Origin of the sequence: Georgenia sp. SUBG003 (assembly GCF_000715355.2) — a bacterium.
Classification (GTDB): Bacteria; Actinomycetota; Actinomycetes; order Actinomycetales; family Actinomycetaceae; genus Georgenia.
In genome coordinates this window covers 4246369-4261821 of record NZ_CP180204.1, presented here as the reverse complement: position 1 = coordinate 4261821, position 15453 = coordinate 4246369, and the positions used below count along the sequence as shown (strand labels likewise).

Here is a 15453-nt window from a genome sequence, read left to right as displayed (position 1 = left end):
AGTGGCGCTCCGGGATGGTTCGGACCTGTCTCTATCTCGAAGCGAAGTGTGGTCACCTGGCCGGGCTCGAGTACGACCTCGTGGGTGCCCACCATCAGCCCGTCATGGAAGAGCGGCACGTAGGCGGCGCTGGGGTCATCAGCCGAGGCGCTGACGATTCTTCCGCCGGCCGCGCGTATACGTGGATGTCGGATCGGATGGATCCCACCGGCACGAAGTTGCCGCCGCCTGTCAGAAGAGGCGGCATGGTCTCCACTCCTTCGGGGACACGCGAAGAGACGGTGACAGTCACCGAGAGACGCTGGGAACCGTCCAGACGAACGTCCTTGGACGTCACCTGGGCGTCGACGTGCTCGTAATAGGCGATCTTGGCGCCGCTACGGTCGTGTACATAGATCCCCACTAGCGGAGAATCACCCACCTCCCCGCGGAGCTCGCCGCTCAGGGTGGTGCCATTGATCAGCGCTTGCTCCTCGGGAACGGCAGACCACAGCATGAGCCGGCCCTGGTCCGCCGCCGTGTCCAGGGCGCCATCAGGCAGGCGGGTCGACGCCGGCACGGCGCGCTCAAGGGCGCTGCGCTGGCCGCATGGCGGCTCCTCAGGTGCAACCCGTGGAGCCTGGGCGGGGTTGACCACGTGCCGCCGCGCGGACGTTGGTCGAATGACCAGGCTCACCGCGGCTCGGCGGGTGGCGTGGAGCACGAAGGTTCGGACGAGGGCACGGCAACCCGTACCCTCGGTGCAGATACGTCGGGGGCGCGGACGTCCGCGCCGCAGGATCGCTAGGAGCTCACAGCATGGACTGGTTCGACACAATTCTGTGGCCGATCATGGTCGCGTCGCGTGGATCATGGTGCGTGTCCATGACGCGCTCGTGTGGCTCGGCATGTCCAGCGGCTCCGGCTGGGCGTGGGTGCTCTCGATCGTCGGCCTGACGATCGTCATCCGGATCCTGATCATCCCGCTCTTCTTCAAGCAGATCAAAGCCGCGCGCGGCATGCAGCTGGTGCAGCCCGAGATGCAGAAGCTGCAGAAGAAGTACAAGGGCAAGACCGACCCTGCATCGCGCCAGAAGATGCAGGAAGAGATGATGGCGCTCTACCGCGAGCACGGGACCAACCCGTTCGCTTCGTGTCTGCCGATCCTGCTGCAGATGCCCATCTTCTTCGCGCTCTTCCGCGTGCTGAACAGCCTCGGTCCGCTGTCCCAGGGCACCTATGCCGACGGCGAGCGAGACTCCATCGGCCCCCTTACCCAGGAACTGGCGCAGCAGGCCGAGTCCTCGACGCTCCTCGGCGCCCCGATCTCCGAGACGTTCCTGTCGTCGGATCTGACGACCGTCAAGATCGTGACCGTCCTGCTCATCATCCTGATGTCGGTGACGACGTTCTTCACCCAGCGGCAGCTGACGATGAAGAACATGCCCGCCTCGGCGCTGGACAACCCGATGGCACGTCAGCAGAAGATGCTGATGTACATCCTCCCGCTGATCTTCGCGTTCTCCGGCGTGAACTTCCCGATCGGTGTGCTCATCTACTGGTCGGTGAGCAACCTGTGGTCGATGGGCCGAGCAGTTCTACACGATCCGCAAGCAGCCGGCTCCCGGTGCCGTGGTCGTGGTCGTGGTCGTGGTCGTGGCCGTCGTAATCGTGGTCGTGGCCGTGCCCGCCGCCGTGAACGTCGGGAGCGTCGATGACAGCCGGACGGGAGGAGTGCCTGGAAGGCCGGGAGTTCTGATTCATGCGTACCACCATCGCTTGGTGTGCCGACGTATGAACGCCGCTGATATGTCACGGCGGACATTACAGACGGACCCAGCGCGGGTCAACGGTTGTCAACAATCTGTCGACGCCCCCGTGGCGCGCCTGATCCGGGCCACGGCTGGCTCCGGAGCAAGTTCTCCAGAACTTGGCCCATGCGACCGCCGATACGGCAGGGCGCGGAAACTCAACGGAAACACAGAGGTGATCGCGGCGAAACGGGTCTCGGACCGGCCGGGAGTCCGGTGTCCGAACTGGCGGCCGTGCTGGCCCGTTGTTGACGCCGAACCTTCTGGCTGGAGGGTGTTGACAATCCCAGCAGGCCTCCCTACCGTTCCGTCCAATCTCGATCAGCCAGCCGACTACTGGTTGCTCACCTTTCCAATCAGGTGGTGGAAGATGCGTTCTTCACGAGCAGTTCCATTTCTCGCTCTGTCCGCGCGCACGACTCGAACGAAGCGATCCAGTCGGCGGCCGAGTCGAGCAAGGAAGGGATCCGTGCAGCGTGGATCGGGCTCGCCGGGATGGGGGCCACCGCGATCATGCAGATCGCCATCGTGGCGATCTCGGGTTCGATCGCGCTTCTCGCCGACACGCTGCACAACGTGGGCCATGCCGTCACGACGATTCCGCTCGTGATCGCCTTCAAGATCGGCCAGCGGGCAGCGAGCAGCCGGTACAGCTACGGGTACCGCCGCGCGGAGGACCTCGTCGGACTCTTCATCTCCCTGATCATCGCCGTCTCCGCCGGGGTCATCATCTGGGAGTCGGTGGACGCCCTGATCAACCCCCGCGAGATCACCAACCTCTGGTGGGTCTTCGCGGCCGGTCTCGTCGGCGCTGCCGGCAACGAGCTCGTCGCCATCTACCGGATCCGAAGCGGCAGGAGGATCGGCAGCGCAGCACTGATCGCCGAAGGTCAGCACGCCCGCGCCGACGGCCTGACCTCGGTGGCCGTGGTCATCGGGGTGCTGGGCGTGTGGATGGGCTTCCCGCAGGCTGACGCGATCATCGGTTTCTTCATCGCCGCGGCGATCCTGTGGATCCTGGTCAGCTCGCTGCGCACCACGCTGCGCCGGCTGATGGACGGCGTCGACGACGGGACCGGTCCCGCCCACTACTTCTTGCCGGTGGGGGCGTCGGAGGTGAGCGCGGCGATGAAGGCCTCCTGCGGGACGTCGACCCGCCCGATGCTCTTCATGCGCTTCTTGCCCTCCTTCTGCTTCTCGAGCAGCTTTCGCTTGCGGGAGATGTCACCGCCGTAGCACTTGGCGAGCATGTCCTTGCGCAGGGCCCGGATCGTCTCGCGGGCGATCACCCGCGCCCCGATGGCGGCCTGGATCGGCACCTCGAACTGCTGGCGGGGGATCAGCTCCTTGAGCTTTCCCGCCATGCTGACGCCGTAGGCGTAGGCCTTGTCGCGGTGGACGATCGCGGAGAACGCGTCGACGTGCTCATGGTTGAGGAGGATGTCGACCTTGACGAGGTCCGCCTCCTGGTCCCCGGACGGCTCGTAGTCGAGGGAGGCGTAGCCGCGCGTCCTCGACTTCAGCTGGTCGAAGAAGTCGCCGACGATCTCCTGCAGCGGCAGCGTGTACCGCAGCTCGACGCGGGTCTCCGAGAGGTAGTCCATCCCGAGCAGCGTGCCGCGCCGGCCCTGGCACAGCTCCATGATGACGTCGAGGCCGGAGTCGGTCTCGTCCAGCACGGCGAACTTCGGCCGCAGCAGCTCCAGCTGCAGGATCTCGTGGCGCTTCTTCTCACCGCCGGAGAAGCCGTGGTTGACGTCGCGCTGGGCGAACTCGGGGTCCATGCGCAGCTTCGCCATGGCCTCCTTGACGTCACCGACCCACTGACGCAGGGCGGGAGCCTCGCCGTCGATGGCGGTCTTGGCGGTGCGCAGGAAGTTGGAGACGGTGACGCCGGGCACCTCGACCGGGTACTGCATGGCGAGGAACATGCCGGCGCGGGCGCGCTCGTCGACGCTCATCTCCAGGACGTTCTCGCCGTCGAGGAGCACCTCCCCGTCGGTGACCGTGTACTTGGGGTGCCCGGCGATGGAGTAGGCGAGGGTGGACTTGCCGGAGCCGTTGGGCCCCATGATCGCGTGGATCTCGCCGGAGTTGATGGTCAGGTCGACGCCGCGCAGGATCGGCTTCGGGCCGTCGTTCGTCTCGACGGAGACGTGGAGGTTCTTGATCTCAAGGGTGGACATCTGTGGCTTCTTCTCTTCCTGGGGTCTGGGAGTGGGCGGCGGCGGTCAGCTGCGGACGTCGGCGGTGGCGTCGACGTCGACCAGGACGCGCTGGCCGTCCACGGTCACGAGGTAGACGGGGACGGGCTGCTCCGGCACCCCGCACACGGCCAAGGTCGGCAAGATCACCCGTGAGCAGGTCCAGGAGATCGCCCGCACCAAGCAGGAAGACCTCAACGCCAACGACATCGAGGCCGCCGAGAAGATCATCGCCGGCACCGCCCGCTCCATGGGCATCACCGTCGAGGGCTGACCGAACATCCCGAATAACGGCGCCGCCCCGGCGCCGTAGTGGCAGGGTCCGCGCGGACCCGCATACCACGACTGCAGAAGAGAGAAGCAGATGGCAACGCGCAGCAAGAACTACCGCAAGGCCGCCGAGCGTATTCACGACGGCGAGATCTACGCGCCCCTCCAGGCCGTCCGGCTGGCCAAGGAGACCGCGACCACCAAGTTCGACTCCACCGTCGAGGTCGTCTTCCGCCTCGGCGTCGACCCCCGCAAGGCAGACCAGAATGGTGCGCGGCACCGTCAACCTGCCGCACGGCACCGGCAAGACCGATGCGTTCCGTGCTCGCGAGCAGCTTGCCCACCTTGTACCACTCGCTGACGATCTTGCGGGACGGCTTGAACATGTTCTGGATGAGGAGCACGAACAGCACGAGCGTGCCCGCGGAGATCGAGCCGCGGTCCACCAGCCAGACGCCCAGCCACACCACCCCCGCGATCGTCACACCCTCGAGGATCGCGATGACGAAGCTGAACTGCGCCTGGATCGTGGCGACCTTCAGCGAGGCCCGCATGCTCTGGTCGCTCTGCCGGGAGAACCGCTCGAGGTCGACGTGGCCGCGGCCGTAGCTCTGCACCAGACGGATCGAGGAGAGCATCTCCTGAGCCGTCGACGCCAGGTCACCCTCCTTGGACCGCTGCTCCTTGGAGACCCGCTTGAGGCGTTCGGAGAAGTGGTTGGACACGAGCGCGAGGGCGGGCACCACGACGACGGCGACGAGCGCGACCTCGGGCGACTGCGTCAGGAGCACGACGAAGGACCCCACGAGCAGCAGGGCGCTGGCGACGATGTTAACAGTGCCGTGGCCGGGGCGATCACCGGCGCCGAGGCGGCCGCGATGGGGATCAACTGGAACTTCATGCCCGTCGCCGACGTCAACACGAATCCGGCCAACCCGGTCATCGGGGTGCGTTCCTTCGGGGAGAACGCCGACCTGGTGGCCGACCACGTCGCGGCCTACGTGGGGGCACAGCAGTCCGAGGGCGTGCTCACCTCGGCGAAGCACTTCCCCGGCCACGGCGACACGGAGACCGACTCGCACCTGGGTCTGCCGTCCGTAGGCTTCGACCGCGAGACCCTCGAGGAGGTCCACCTCAAGCCGTTCCAGGCCGCCATCGACGCCGGCGCCGACTCCATCATGACGGCGCACATCGTCGTCGAGGTGATCGACGACGAACTGCCGGCGACCTTGTCCCCTGCTGTCCTCACCGGGCTCCTGCGAGAGGACATGGGCTTCGACGGACTCGTCATCACCGACGGAATGGGAATGCGGGCGATCAGCGACCGGTGGGGCACGGGGTGAGGCCGGTGTCATGGCGGTGCAGGCCGGGGAACGCGCCGCCGTACTCGCAGTTGGACTCGAACCCGTTGCGGCAGGCCGGGCAGGTGCCGCAGTTGAACGTGAACGGCGCGATGACGAGGTCGCCGACCGCGATCTTCGTGACCTGCTGCCCGACCTCCTCGACGACACCGATGTACTCGTGGCCGATGCTGCCGACCTGGTGCGGGTTGATGCCCCGGTAGTACCACAGGTCCGAGCCGCACACGCAGCCGCGCACGACCCGCACGAGGGCGTCGGTCGGGCCCTGGATCTGCGGGTCGGGCCGCTGTCCTACCTCGATGGTGCCCTTGCCCTTGAAGATGGCTGCTCGCATGTCGTCCCTTTTTCGTCGCTTGGAGTTGAACGAGGACCAGTCAACGCGCGGTCGCCCGGACCAGGGAGTGCCTGCGCTTCGGGGTACCACCAGTACCTCCCACGCACCGCCGACTGCGGCGGTTGACCACGGGTAGACCCGCGCGGCTGTCTGCCACGTCAGCGGGGCGGAGGACGTCGTGGACGCGGATTTTGGTGGTCAGTCTGGTGGTGTCCCGTATTGGGAACCGTCGGTCTTCCCCATTCGCGTACCGAGGGGTCTGGTCTGCGTCTCGAAGACGTTCGGGCCGGGTTGGTCAGAGGTTGGGTCGGCGCAAGGTCAGGCTGAGCGCCGCGGTCACCGTGACGACGGCGGCGAGGGCGACATCGCATGGTGCAGCGTCGAGCGCCAACAACGACTACTACCTCCCCGAGCTCCTCGACGTGGCGGACGGCAAGCTGACCATCACGACGACCAAGGGCATCGCGTACTCCAACACGGGCGCCACCGGGCTGATCAACCAGCAGGACAACACTCTCGGCGTCGGCGTGGACGCCGCGGCGTCGAACCTGGAGTTCACCACCACGCTCAACAGCCCGACCGCGGCCACGAGCTCGGCCCAGGCGGGACTGTGGTTCGGCCCGGACGACCAGAACTACGTCAAGCTCGCCCTCATCGGCTCGAGCTCGACCGGCCGCCAGATCCAGCTCTCCCGTGAGATCAACGGCCTCACCGCGAACGGCAGCGCCGCCGCCCCGTCGGCGGACCAGGTCATGGTCGACCTGAGCCAGACCACGATCGGCAGCCAGCCGGTCACGCTGACGATGACCGTCAACACCGTCAACGACGTGATCACGGGCCGGTACCAGATCGGGGACAACCCGGAGCAGGCCCTGGGATCGCTCGCCCTGCCGGCGAACTACACCGACGGATCGCGCCTGGTCCGCCCGATCGAGGACGTCACCTCCTTCGGCGGCATCTTCGCGACCAAGCGGAACATGCCCTGGCGCAGCGTCCGGGTGTCGGGGTTCATGGTGGTGTCCCAGAGCTCCTGGTCGTTCATCTCGCCCAGACCCTTGTAGCGCTGGATGCCGCTCTCCTTCGGCAGCCGCTTGCCGGCGCGGGCCCCCTCGGCGAGGAAGGCGTCCTTCTCCTTGTCGGAGTAGACGTACTGGTGCGCGGCGTTGGACCACTTCAGTCGGTACAGGGGCGGCTGGGCCAGGTAGACGTGCCCGTTCTCCACCAGCGGCCGCATGTAGCGGAACAGCAGGGTGAGCAGCAGCGTCGTGATGTGCTGGCCGTCGACGTCGGCGTCGGCCATGAGCACGATCTTCCAGTACCGCAGCTTCTCGACGTCGAAGTCCTCGCCGATGCCGGTGCCGAAGGCGGTGATGAGGGCCTGGATCTCCTGGTTCCCCAGGGCCCGGTCGAGCCGTGCCTTCTCGACGTTGAGGATCTTCCCGCGCAGCGGCAGGATCGCCTGGGTCTCGGGGTCGCGGCCCTGGACCGCCTGGGAGAGCTCCTCAGGAAGACCGTTCCCCGCACTGGCGCGCACGTTGAGAAGAACGTCGGTCATCACGTCTCCGACCATGACGGTGCGCGAGGCGAGCCCCTCGTTCGTGAGGTGACCCACCGCCACGTCCGTCGGAGCGAGGAGGAGGTCCGCGGCGTGGTCGGTCAGCACGCGGTTGTGCTCCTCCGGCATGGCTCGGTTGAAGGACCGGAGTCCCGCTTCGAGATGCGCCACCGGCAGGTGCATCTTCACCGCGGCAAGTGCGGCGGCGAGGGTGGAGTTGGTGTCGCCGTAGACGAGGACCCAGTCGGGGCGCTCGTCGGCGAACGTGCGCTCGAGCGCTGCGAGCATCGCCCCGGTCTGCTGACCGTGGGGTGCGCTTCCCACGCCGAGATGCACGTCGGGGGCCGGGATCTCGAGGTCCTCGAAGAACACCTCGGAGAGCATGGGGTCGTAGTGCTGCCCCGTGTGAACGATCGTGTGGTCCAGGCTCCGCCGGTTCAGCTCGTGGGCGATCGGGGCGAGCTTGACGAACTGCGGTCGGGCGCCGACCACGCTGAGGATCTTCACGTGGACGAACTCTACCGACGCAGCGAGTTCTCGACGATCGCCGACCCGATCGCGGCGTCCGTCTCGAAGCTGAGATCCCGGGCCGCCTCGTGCGAAGCCTTCTTGAAACGGGCGATGTCCTCGCGGGACATCCCGCACGGAACGGACGCAGGCCTCGACCGGTGCCGACCGGGCCGGGCTCACGCCCGCGCGACTGGTACCGCAAGGCCGTCTTCTACGAGGTGCTGCTGCGCGCCTTCCACGACTCCGAGGGCTCGGGCACCGGAGACCTGCGCGGCCTGATCGACCGCCTGGACTACCTCCAGTGGCTCGGGGTCGACTGCCTGTGGCTGCCGCCGTTCTACCCCTCGCCGCTTCGCGACGGCGGCTACGACGTCTCGGACTACACCTCGGTGGACGGCCAGTACGGCACCGTCGAGGACTTCACCGAGCTGATGGACGAGGCCCACGCGCGCGGCATGCGCATCATCGTCGACCTGGTGATGAACCACACCAGCGACCAGCACCCGTGGTTCCAGTCCTCCCGCTCCAACCCGGACGGCCCGTACGGCGACTTCTACGTCTGGTCGGACACGACCGAGCGCTACCAGGACGCGCGCATCATCTTCGTCGACACCGAGACGTCCAACTGGACGTTCGACCCGGTGCGCCGGCAGTACTTCTGGCACCGCTTCTTCTCCCACCAGCCGGACCTGAACTTCGAGAACCCGGCCGTGAAGGAGGCGATGTTCGACGTCGTGCGGTTCTGGTGCCGCCTCGGCGTCGACGGCTTCCGCCTCGACGCGGTGCCCTACCTCTACGAGGAGGAGGGCACCAACTGCGAGAACCTCCCCCGCACGCACGAGTTCCTCGCGGACCTGCGGTCCGCAGTCCGCCCGGTGGACGGGTTCAGCCCTTGACGGAGCCGGACATCAGCCCGCCGATGAAGTACTTGCCGAGAATGATGTAGACCAGCAGCGTGGGCAACGAGGCCAGGAGCGCGCCGGACATCGACACGCCGTAGTTCTGCAGCAGCGCGCCGTTGGCGAGGTTGTTCAGCGCCAGGGTGACGGGGCCGTTCTGGCTGGAGGAGAAGAACACCGCGAACAGGAAGTCGTTCCACGCGGAGGTGAACTGCCAGATGAGGACGACGACGAAGCTCGGGATGGAGACCGGCAGCACCACGGAGACGTAGGTGCGCAGCATCCCGGCTCCGTCGACGCGGGCGGCCTCGATGAGCTCCCGCGGCACCGACTCGTAGTAGTTGCGGAAGATCAGCGTGGTGATCGGGATGCCGTAGATGACGTGCACGAGGATCAGGGAGGGGATGCCGCTCGGGACCTGGAGCTCCAGCAGCAGCTGCAGCAGCGGGATCATCACCGCCTGGTACGGGATGAACATCCCGAACAGGATCAGCGTGAAGACGATGTTCGCGCCCCGGAAGGACCAGCGCGAGAGCACGAACCCGTTCATCGACCCCAGGAACGCGGAGATGATCGACGCCGGGACGACCATCTGGACGGAGCGCCAGATCGACGGCGAGAGCGTCTCCCACGCGGTGGTCCAGTTCTCCATGGTCCACAGCTGCGGCAGCGCCCACGCGCGGGCGGGAGAGGCGTCGCCGGGGCCCTTGAAGCTCGTCACGACCAGCACGTAGACCGGGATGAGCACCAGGAGCAGCGAGATGAGGAGGATTGCGTACCTGACCGTCCGGCCCGCGGAGACGGCGGGGGCGGTGACGGGACGGCCCGGGGCGACGTCGGTGGGCGCCGGCGCCGGCACCGCGGTGGTCATCGTCCGCCCTCCTTCCGCGAGGTGTGCACGAGGTACGGGATGATCAGCAGCGCCACGATGATCAGCAGGATCGAGCCGACCGCGGCGGCGTTGGCGTAGTCGAAGCTCGACTTGAACACATACATGTCGACCGCGGGCACCTTGGTCTGGTAGTTCGACGGCTTCGAGATCGACATGATCAGGTCGAACGCCTTCAGCGACATGTGTCCGATGATGATCAGCGCCGAGAGCGCGACGGGGGAGAGCTGCGGGAAGATCACGTGGCGGTACAGCTGCCACTCGGAGGCGCCGTCGATGCGTCCCGCCTCGCGCAGCTCGTCCGGGATGCCGCGGAAGCCCGCCAGGAAGAGCGCCATGACGTAGCCGGAGAGCTGCCAGATGGCCGGGATGGCGATGGCCGCGATGCCCCACGTGACGTTGTTCCACCAGGGGTTCTGGAGGAAGTCCAGCCCGATCATCTGGAACAGGCGGTTCAGGCCGAGCGCGCTCTCGCCCTCGTTGGAGTTCAGCAGCCAGCGCCACACGACGCCGGAGGCGATGAACGAGACGGCCATGGGGAAGAGGTAGACCGAGCGGAAGAACCCCTCGCCCCTGGTCCGGGCTGTCGGGCTCCGAGCCGGACAGCTGGCGGCGGGTGGTGATCGAGAAGCCGTTCGGGCACGACCTGTCGTCGGCGCGCGATCTCGATGCCGTCGTCTCGGAGGTCTTCCCGCCGGACTCGGTGTTCCGTATCGACCACTACCTCGGCAAGGAGACGGTCCAGAACATCCTGGCGCTGCGTTTCGCCAACCAGCTGTTCGAGCCGATCTGGAACGCCAACTACGTCGACCACGTGCAGATCACGATGGCCGAGTCCATCGGCATCGGCTCGCGCGCGGGGGTACTACGACGGTATCGGGGCGGCTCGGGACGTCATCCAGAACCACCTGCTGCAGCTGCTCGCGCTCACGGCGATGGAGGAGCCGGTCTCCTTCGAGGCCGATGCGCTGCGGGCGGAGAAGGAGAAGATCCTCTCGGCCGTCAAGGTCCCCGAGGACCTCGACGCCCACACCGCCCGCGGGCAGTACGCGGGCGGCTGGCAGGGGGGCCAGGAGGTCCGCGGCTACCTCGACGAGGACGGCATCCCGTCGACCTCGGAGACCGAGTCCTACGCCGCGGTCCGGCTGGACGTCGCAGCGCGAGCCGGCGCCTTGCTTGACGCAACTGGTTGACTTGCTCTACCAGATGCACGGGCAGGCGGATCGTGCGGGCCTGGTCCGCCATCGCACGGGTGATGGCCTGACGGATCCACCAGGTCGCGTAGGTCGAGAACTTGTAGCCCTTGGTGTAGTCGAACTTCTCCACGGCGCGGATCAGGCCGAGGTTTCCCTCCTGGATCAGGTCCAGGAAGAGCATGCCGCGGCCAGTGTACCGCTTGGCCAGGGAGACGACCAGGCGCAGGTTGGCCTCGAGTAGATGGTTCTTGGCCAGGTGACCGTCGTTGGCGATCCACTGCAGCTCGCGGCGCAGCTTGGCGCGAGGTTCTCGCTCTCGGTCGCCAGCTTCTCCTCGGCGAACAGGCCGGCCTCGATGCGCTTGGCGAGCTCGATCTCCTGCTCGGCGTTCAGGAGCGCGACCTTGCCGATCTGCTTGAGGTAGTCCTTCACCTGGTCCGCGGTGGCCCCGGCGGTGACGACCTGCTGGACGGGCGCGTCGTCATCGCTCGTGTATGAGATGACGAGGGCGCCCGGGTCCGGAATCTTCTTGTCGACGATCAGGGGGGAACTCGCTCTGCCGTCGTTGCCCTCCCGTCCGGACCACGAATCGGAACCCGTCGCGGGTGCCCCTGGCGCGAGCTTGAGGCTCGACTTCTTGGTTCTTCCCGCTTGTAGGGACTTCTTCGTCGCCGGCGCTTTCTTGGCGCCGAGCCGGAGAACGCCGCCCAGCTTTTTCTTAGGCAGCCATGCCTTGCTCGCGGGCGTGGCCGGACGATCCAGTTCTTCGGATCGCTCGGGCTGACCGTCTTCCACTGCCTACCGTCCCATCGTTGCGCTGGTCCTTCGATCGTAAGTCGGACCACTGACATCTGGCTGCGCGTTTCGGCAGATGATGTTCCGAATCGATAACGGCGTCGGTCAACGGTGATAAGAAGGTCCGACGGGACATGGCGGAGGTAGGCGTGGAATCGATCGTTGACATGCGGTGGGCCGAGGTTGAAGAGGGGCTCGCTCCGTTGGTCGCCGCCAGGGCTGATCAGTGTCTCGCCGCCTACGTCGAGGACCCCACGCGCATCGAGGGCATTGAAGTCGAGTGGCGAGTCGATCGCGATGGAAACACGCGAGAAGAGGTCTCGCGTACCTCCATCCTGCTTGATCGGCGTTGCCAAGACGCCGTCGGGGACACCGATGTCGTACTTGAGGCCATGCCCGTTGGCCTGCCACTGGTGATTCGTCCCGCGTCCGAGCAGGCGCGACCCAGCGGCGATTGCTCGACCGGCCTGAGAGAGCCCGTAGAATAGGTTCAGCGGGCGACTCTCATATCCGATCCGCTCCGCGGCAGCGAACTGCTGCTGGGCCTGTTCAAGTGCCATGTGGAGCTCGCGTCGCCGCGAGTTGTCACTCGAGCGCGATCAAGCGACCCCTGGGGTTCTGCCCTGATCGTACGGATCGACCGCCAGGATTCCGGGGCGGTCATCAGGCTCATTGAGTAGAACGTTGTCGGCACAAGCTCAGCGTACTAAGCCTCGATCCACCGATGGATGGGCCGTGTGTAGGTGGCGGGGCGAGTGAGAATGCCCCGTCTGGCCTGGGAATATATGACTTGTCTATTCGTATCGCCGTTCAAGAAGGTGTCATGGTGCAACCGGTGAAGGCGCGCAGGGCGAGCCTAGGTCGAGGATGCATAAGCGCGGTTGGGCTCGTCGAAGAGCGCAGAGACGGCCGGGTATTATCCGCGTCCGGTCCCGACCACTAACGGCGTGGGAACGGAGACCGGCTGACCCTGCCAGAGGATCTCTCCACGGTCGGGGCGGTGCGCGCCGGCGAGCGTCTTGATGAGGGTGGACTTGCCGGCGCCCGTTCTGCCCGAGGAGACAGTGGCACCTCGCCGGCACGGATCTCGAGATCTACGCCGTCGAGCGCCTTGGCTCCCGGGAAATGTTTGACGATGCCGCGCATCTGCAACAACGGCGGTGCGGGGTCTGCTGTGACCATGGGCACAACGTATAGCGGACTTTCGTCGCACGTCAAGCAAAAGGTGCCGGAGTAGGTGGAGACAAACGATGAGGTGGGTGGTTAACTGAGGGTCATGGCGATTTTGCAGACTGCGGACGACGGCGTCGCCCGCCAGTGGAGCCAGCCTGCTCTGCCGAGCAGCGCCGGAAGCCTGTTCCAGCTCCTTCGCGCTGGCAATGATAGTTTGGCGGTTGACGCGGCGACGACCAACATGCCCGCGCCCGCAACACGCAGCCCAATTGAGACCACCTCCGAGTCGCCAAACAAGTGCGAACTCGCCGCCATAATGCATAAGGCACCGAATGCCGACGCCAAGAGGACCCTTCGCCCCGGACTCGCGCTCAAGAAGTACAACGCCGCATGCAAGGTAAGGACGGCCGATAGGGCACACCAATACACAAATGTGACCCCCATTAACTACCTTCCCCTCATACGAATCGTCGAGATGTTGCATCTGCCCCTCATTGTCCGGAGCCCGTGACCCACGAGATAGGCATGGAACTCCATAATAAACGGCAGTTGAGGTTCAGAGCGCCATGTCGGCCACGAGTGTAGCAGTTGGTGCAATCCTTGTTTCATGTAGAGAGCTCGCCCGTAAATAGCGCCCATCGGCGGTGAGGTGGCGCAGATTAGGCGCATACGAGTCGGGTTCCGGGGAACCGTTTGAGCGTTACTGGATGACTTGCGCGATGTTCAACGAACCCCGATTTCGGCATCTGTCGCATAACTGGCCGCCGTTTGGCGTGCATCCCAAGAGAGAACTCGGTCACGCGCGCTCAACGGCTGGCTATCTATAGCAAATAGCACCAGGGGCGGGAGCGTTTGCATCGTGGCCCTTTTTCAGGGAACGCGAGCGAAACTTCATTCCCAGGTAGGGTGACACGGTCGCCGCGCTTCGCTCGTGGCTGCGCGCTGCCTGGAGATCACCCGTGCAACCTCGAAGTATCCACGGTTCGAGAGGCATTGGCACTGGACGACCTTACAGTCGTCCAACGTCGCGGTTAAGAACTGCCATCGAAGGATTCGTGACACACCCAATCTCCGCGGTGTGCTCTGTGGTGTGGCTCCCGGGTGGACGTCGTTCGACATCGCCTAGGTTCAGTTCATGCAGATTTCGGTGATCGGTTGCGGGTATCTCGGTGCGGTGCACGCGGCGTGCATGGCCGAGCTGGGCGCGTGATCGGCATCGACGTCGACGCCGCGAAGGTGGAGTCGCTCACCGACGACGAGAAGGTCCATCGCGCTCACGCCCGCTCCCGCGTGACGTACGACAGCACACCCGTGCCGAAAGCGGGCCCTTGCTCGTGGAGGTCCTTGAGCGACTCGGGAGAGACGGGCGGAACAGTCACGTGCGAGATGAGCGGGTGGAAGGGGCGGGCGCCCTCCTCGTCCACACTGAACAGCTCTTCATGCATCTTCTCGTTGGGCCGGAGACCTGTGAAGACGATCTCGATGTCCTTGCCGGAGTGGGTGATGAGTCGCTTGGCGACATCCAGGATCTTGACGGGTTCCCCCATGTCGAGCACGAGGACTTCAGCGTCTCGCCCAATGGCGGCGGCCTGAATCACCAGTCGGAGCCTCCGGGATGGTCATGAAGTAACGTGTGATCTCGGGGTGAGTGACCGTGATCGGCCCGCCCATGTCGATCTGCTGGCGGAAGGTGTGCAGCATCGAGCCGCGGGAGCCGAGGACGTTTCCGAAGCGCACGGAGAGGTATGTGCCGTCAGCGTTCCTGCCGTGCCAGGCGGTCAGCTCTTCTGCAAGCCGCTTTGTCTTGCCGAGGACGCTCGTGGGATTCGCTGCCTTGTCCGTCGAGATGTTGACGAACTGCCGGACGCCGAACTCAGCCGCAAGCTCGAGGACGTTCAGCGTGCCGAGCACGTTCGTCTTCCAGCCCTCCTCCGGGTACTGCTCGAGCATGGGGAGGTGCTTGAGCGCAGCGGCGTGGAAGACAACCTCGGGCCGGTGGCGCTCGAAGATCGGCCGCAGGGCGTTTCGGTCCCGGATATCCGCGAGCACCATGTCAGGCGTGTCGAGGAGGCCCTTGCCGTAGATCGACAGCTGCACCCCGTGCAGGGCGGACTCGTCGCGGTCGAGCAGGATGAGCTCAGACGGTCCGAACTTGTGCACCTGGCGTGCCAGCTCCGAGCCGATCGAACCGCCGGCGCCCGTGACCAGCACGCGCTTGCCCGTCAGATAGTCCGCGATCGACTCGATGTCAGTCTCGACCTGCCGACGACCAAGAATATCTGCGGACATCGACTTCGACAACATCAGTACTCGGTAGCGCTCCACGGACGAAGCAGGCCGACCAGCCTGGGAGGACCTGCCCGAGGACATCAAGAACCACCTACGACCGCCTGGGCATCCCGGAGGCCGAGAAGCAGCGCCTCGTCGCCGGCGTCGCCGCGCAGTACGAGTCCGAGGTCGTCTACCACCAGATCCGT

The 15453-nt window shown here is 65.8% G+C and carries 8 protein-coding genes and 15 pseudogenes; 9 read left to right on the top strand and 14 right to left on the bottom strand.

Going from position 1 to position 15453, the window contains the following annotated elements:
- Positions 1-94 precede the first annotated feature (94 nt).
- Entirely contained in the window at positions 95-559 is a 465-nt protein-coding gene (locus DA06_RS23620; RefSeq protein WP_418608397.1) for a hypothetical protein, read from the bottom strand.
- Here DA06_RS23620 and yidD point away from each other — a divergent pair.
- The 3 genes and pseudogenes from yidD to DA06_RS23605 form a co-directional block, all read left to right on the top strand.
- Positions 467-787 (top strand): membrane protein insertion efficiency factor YidD, encoded by a 321-nt coding sequence (gene yidD / locus DA06_RS23615; RefSeq protein WP_418606217.1) that lies wholly within the window; start codon positions 467-469, stop codon positions 785-787. The two genes, DA06_RS23620 and yidD, sit on opposite strands and share 93 nt — an antisense overlap.
- A gap of 11 nt (positions 788-798) precedes the next feature.
- Positions 799-1611 (top strand): annotated as a pseudogene (gene yidC / locus DA06_RS23610) (membrane protein insertase YidC); the annotation flags it as partial.
- Positions 1612-2150: 539 nt separating this feature from the next.
- A pseudogene (locus DA06_RS23605) lies at positions 2151-2849 on the top strand (cation diffusion facilitator family transporter); the annotation flags it as partial.
- 29 nt (positions 2850-2878) lie between these two features.
- Here DA06_RS23605 and DA06_RS23600 read toward each other — a convergent pair.
- Positions 2879-3439: pseudogene (locus tag DA06_RS23600) on the bottom strand (elongation factor 4); the annotation flags it as partial.
- Positions 3437-3976 (bottom strand): annotated as a pseudogene (sufC, locus tag DA06_RS23595) (Fe-S cluster assembly ATPase SufC); the annotation flags it as partial. The pseudogenes sufC and DA06_RS23600, both read right to left, overlap by 3 nt.
- A 130-nt stretch (positions 3977-4106) precedes the next feature.
- Between sufC and DA06_RS23590 the strand changes: the two are divergent.
- Both DA06_RS23590 and DA06_RS23585 read left to right on the top strand, forming a co-directional pair.
- A pseudogene (locus DA06_RS23590) lies at positions 4107-4268 on the top strand (50S ribosomal protein L11); the annotation flags it as partial.
- Between the two features lie 90 nt (positions 4269-4358).
- Positions 4359-4575, top strand: a pseudogene (locus DA06_RS23585) (50S ribosomal protein L1); the annotation flags it as partial.
- Positions 4576-4701: 126 nt separating this feature from the next.
- On the opposite strand, the pseudogene DA06_RS23580 reads toward DA06_RS23585, so the two are convergent.
- Positions 4702-5055: pseudogene (locus DA06_RS23580) on the bottom strand (ABC transporter transmembrane domain-containing protein); the annotation flags it as partial.
- An 87-nt stretch (positions 5056-5142) separates the two neighbouring features.
- On the opposite strand from DA06_RS23580, the gene DA06_RS23575 reads away from it, so the two are divergent.
- Positions 5143-5607 (top strand): glycoside hydrolase family 3 N-terminal domain-containing protein, encoded by a 465-nt coding sequence (locus DA06_RS23575; protein ID WP_418608186.1) that lies wholly within the window; start codon positions 5143-5145, stop codon positions 5605-5607.
- Here DA06_RS23575 and DA06_RS23570 read toward each other — a convergent pair.
- Positions 5582-5959 (bottom strand): alcohol dehydrogenase catalytic domain-containing protein, encoded by a 378-nt coding sequence (locus DA06_RS23570; RefSeq protein ID WP_418606215.1) that lies wholly within the window; start codon positions 5957-5959, stop codon positions 5582-5584. The two genes, DA06_RS23575 and DA06_RS23570, sit on opposite strands and share 26 nt — an antisense overlap.
- 302 nt (positions 5960-6261) lie before the next feature.
- Between DA06_RS23570 and DA06_RS23565 the strand changes: the two genes are divergently transcribed.
- Positions 6262-7020: a hypothetical protein gene (locus DA06_RS23565; protein WP_418606214.1), complete on the top strand. Its 759-nt coding sequence runs from the start codon at positions 6262-6264 to the stop codon at positions 7018-7020.
- Here DA06_RS23565 and DA06_RS23560 read toward each other — a convergent pair.
- Positions 6942-7448 (bottom strand): annotated as a pseudogene (locus DA06_RS23560) (toprim domain-containing protein); the annotation flags it as partial. The gene DA06_RS23565 and the pseudogene DA06_RS23560 sit on opposite strands and share 79 nt — an antisense overlap.
- A 30-nt stretch (positions 7449-7478) precedes the next feature.
- Positions 7479-8006 (bottom strand): annotated as a pseudogene (locus DA06_RS23555) (UDP-N-acetyl glucosamine 2-epimerase); the annotation flags it as partial.
- A 176-nt stretch (positions 8007-8182) separates the two neighbouring features.
- Between DA06_RS23555 and DA06_RS23550 the strand changes: the two are divergent.
- Positions 8183-8893, top strand: a pseudogene (locus DA06_RS23550) (alpha-amylase family glycosyl hydrolase); the annotation flags it as partial.
- Positions 8894-8909: 16 nt separating this feature from the next.
- On the opposite strand, the gene DA06_RS23545 reads toward DA06_RS23550, so the two are convergent.
- Together DA06_RS23545 and DA06_RS23540 are read right to left on the bottom strand one after the other, a co-directional pair.
- Positions 8910-9794, bottom strand: a complete 885-nt coding sequence (locus DA06_RS23545) for a carbohydrate ABC transporter permease (protein WP_418606213.1) — start codon at positions 9792-9794, stop codon at positions 8910-8912.
- Positions 9791-10387: pseudogene (locus tag DA06_RS23540) on the bottom strand (carbohydrate ABC transporter permease); the annotation flags it as partial. The gene DA06_RS23545 and the pseudogene DA06_RS23540, both read right to left, overlap by 4 nt.
- Before the next feature lie 23 nt (positions 10388-10410).
- Here DA06_RS23540 and DA06_RS23535 point away from each other — a divergent pair.
- A pseudogene (locus tag DA06_RS23535) lies at positions 10411-10984 on the top strand (glucose-6-phosphate dehydrogenase); the annotation flags it as partial.
- Here DA06_RS23535 and DA06_RS23530 read toward each other — a convergent pair.
- From DA06_RS23530 to DA06_RS23510, 5 genes and pseudogenes are all read right to left on the bottom strand, one after another.
- A pseudogene (locus DA06_RS23530) lies at positions 10974-11497 on the bottom strand (sigma-70 family RNA polymerase sigma factor); the annotation flags it as partial. The pseudogenes DA06_RS23535 and DA06_RS23530 overlap by 11 nt on opposite strands.
- Positions 11498-11547: 50 nt before the next feature.
- A complete protein-coding gene (locus DA06_RS23525) occupies positions 11548-12363 on the bottom strand; it encodes a YaaC family protein (RefSeq protein WP_418606212.1) in 816 nt (271 codons plus the stop codon).
- A gap of 383 nt (positions 12364-12746) precedes the next feature.
- Positions 12747-12985, bottom strand: a pseudogene (locus tag DA06_RS23520) (ATP-binding cassette domain-containing protein); the annotation flags it as partial.
- 1119 nt (positions 12986-14104) lie between these two features.
- Complete coding sequence (locus DA06_RS23515) at positions 14105-14254, bottom strand: hypothetical protein (protein WP_418608395.1); 150 nt, start codon at positions 14252-14254, stop codon at positions 14105-14107.
- Positions 14251-15256 (bottom strand): annotated as a pseudogene (locus DA06_RS23510) (UDP-N-acetylglucosamine 4,6-dehydratase family protein); the annotation flags it as partial. The pseudogene DA06_RS23510 and the gene DA06_RS23515, both read right to left, overlap by 4 nt.
- Positions 15257-15453: the final 197 nt, after the last annotated feature.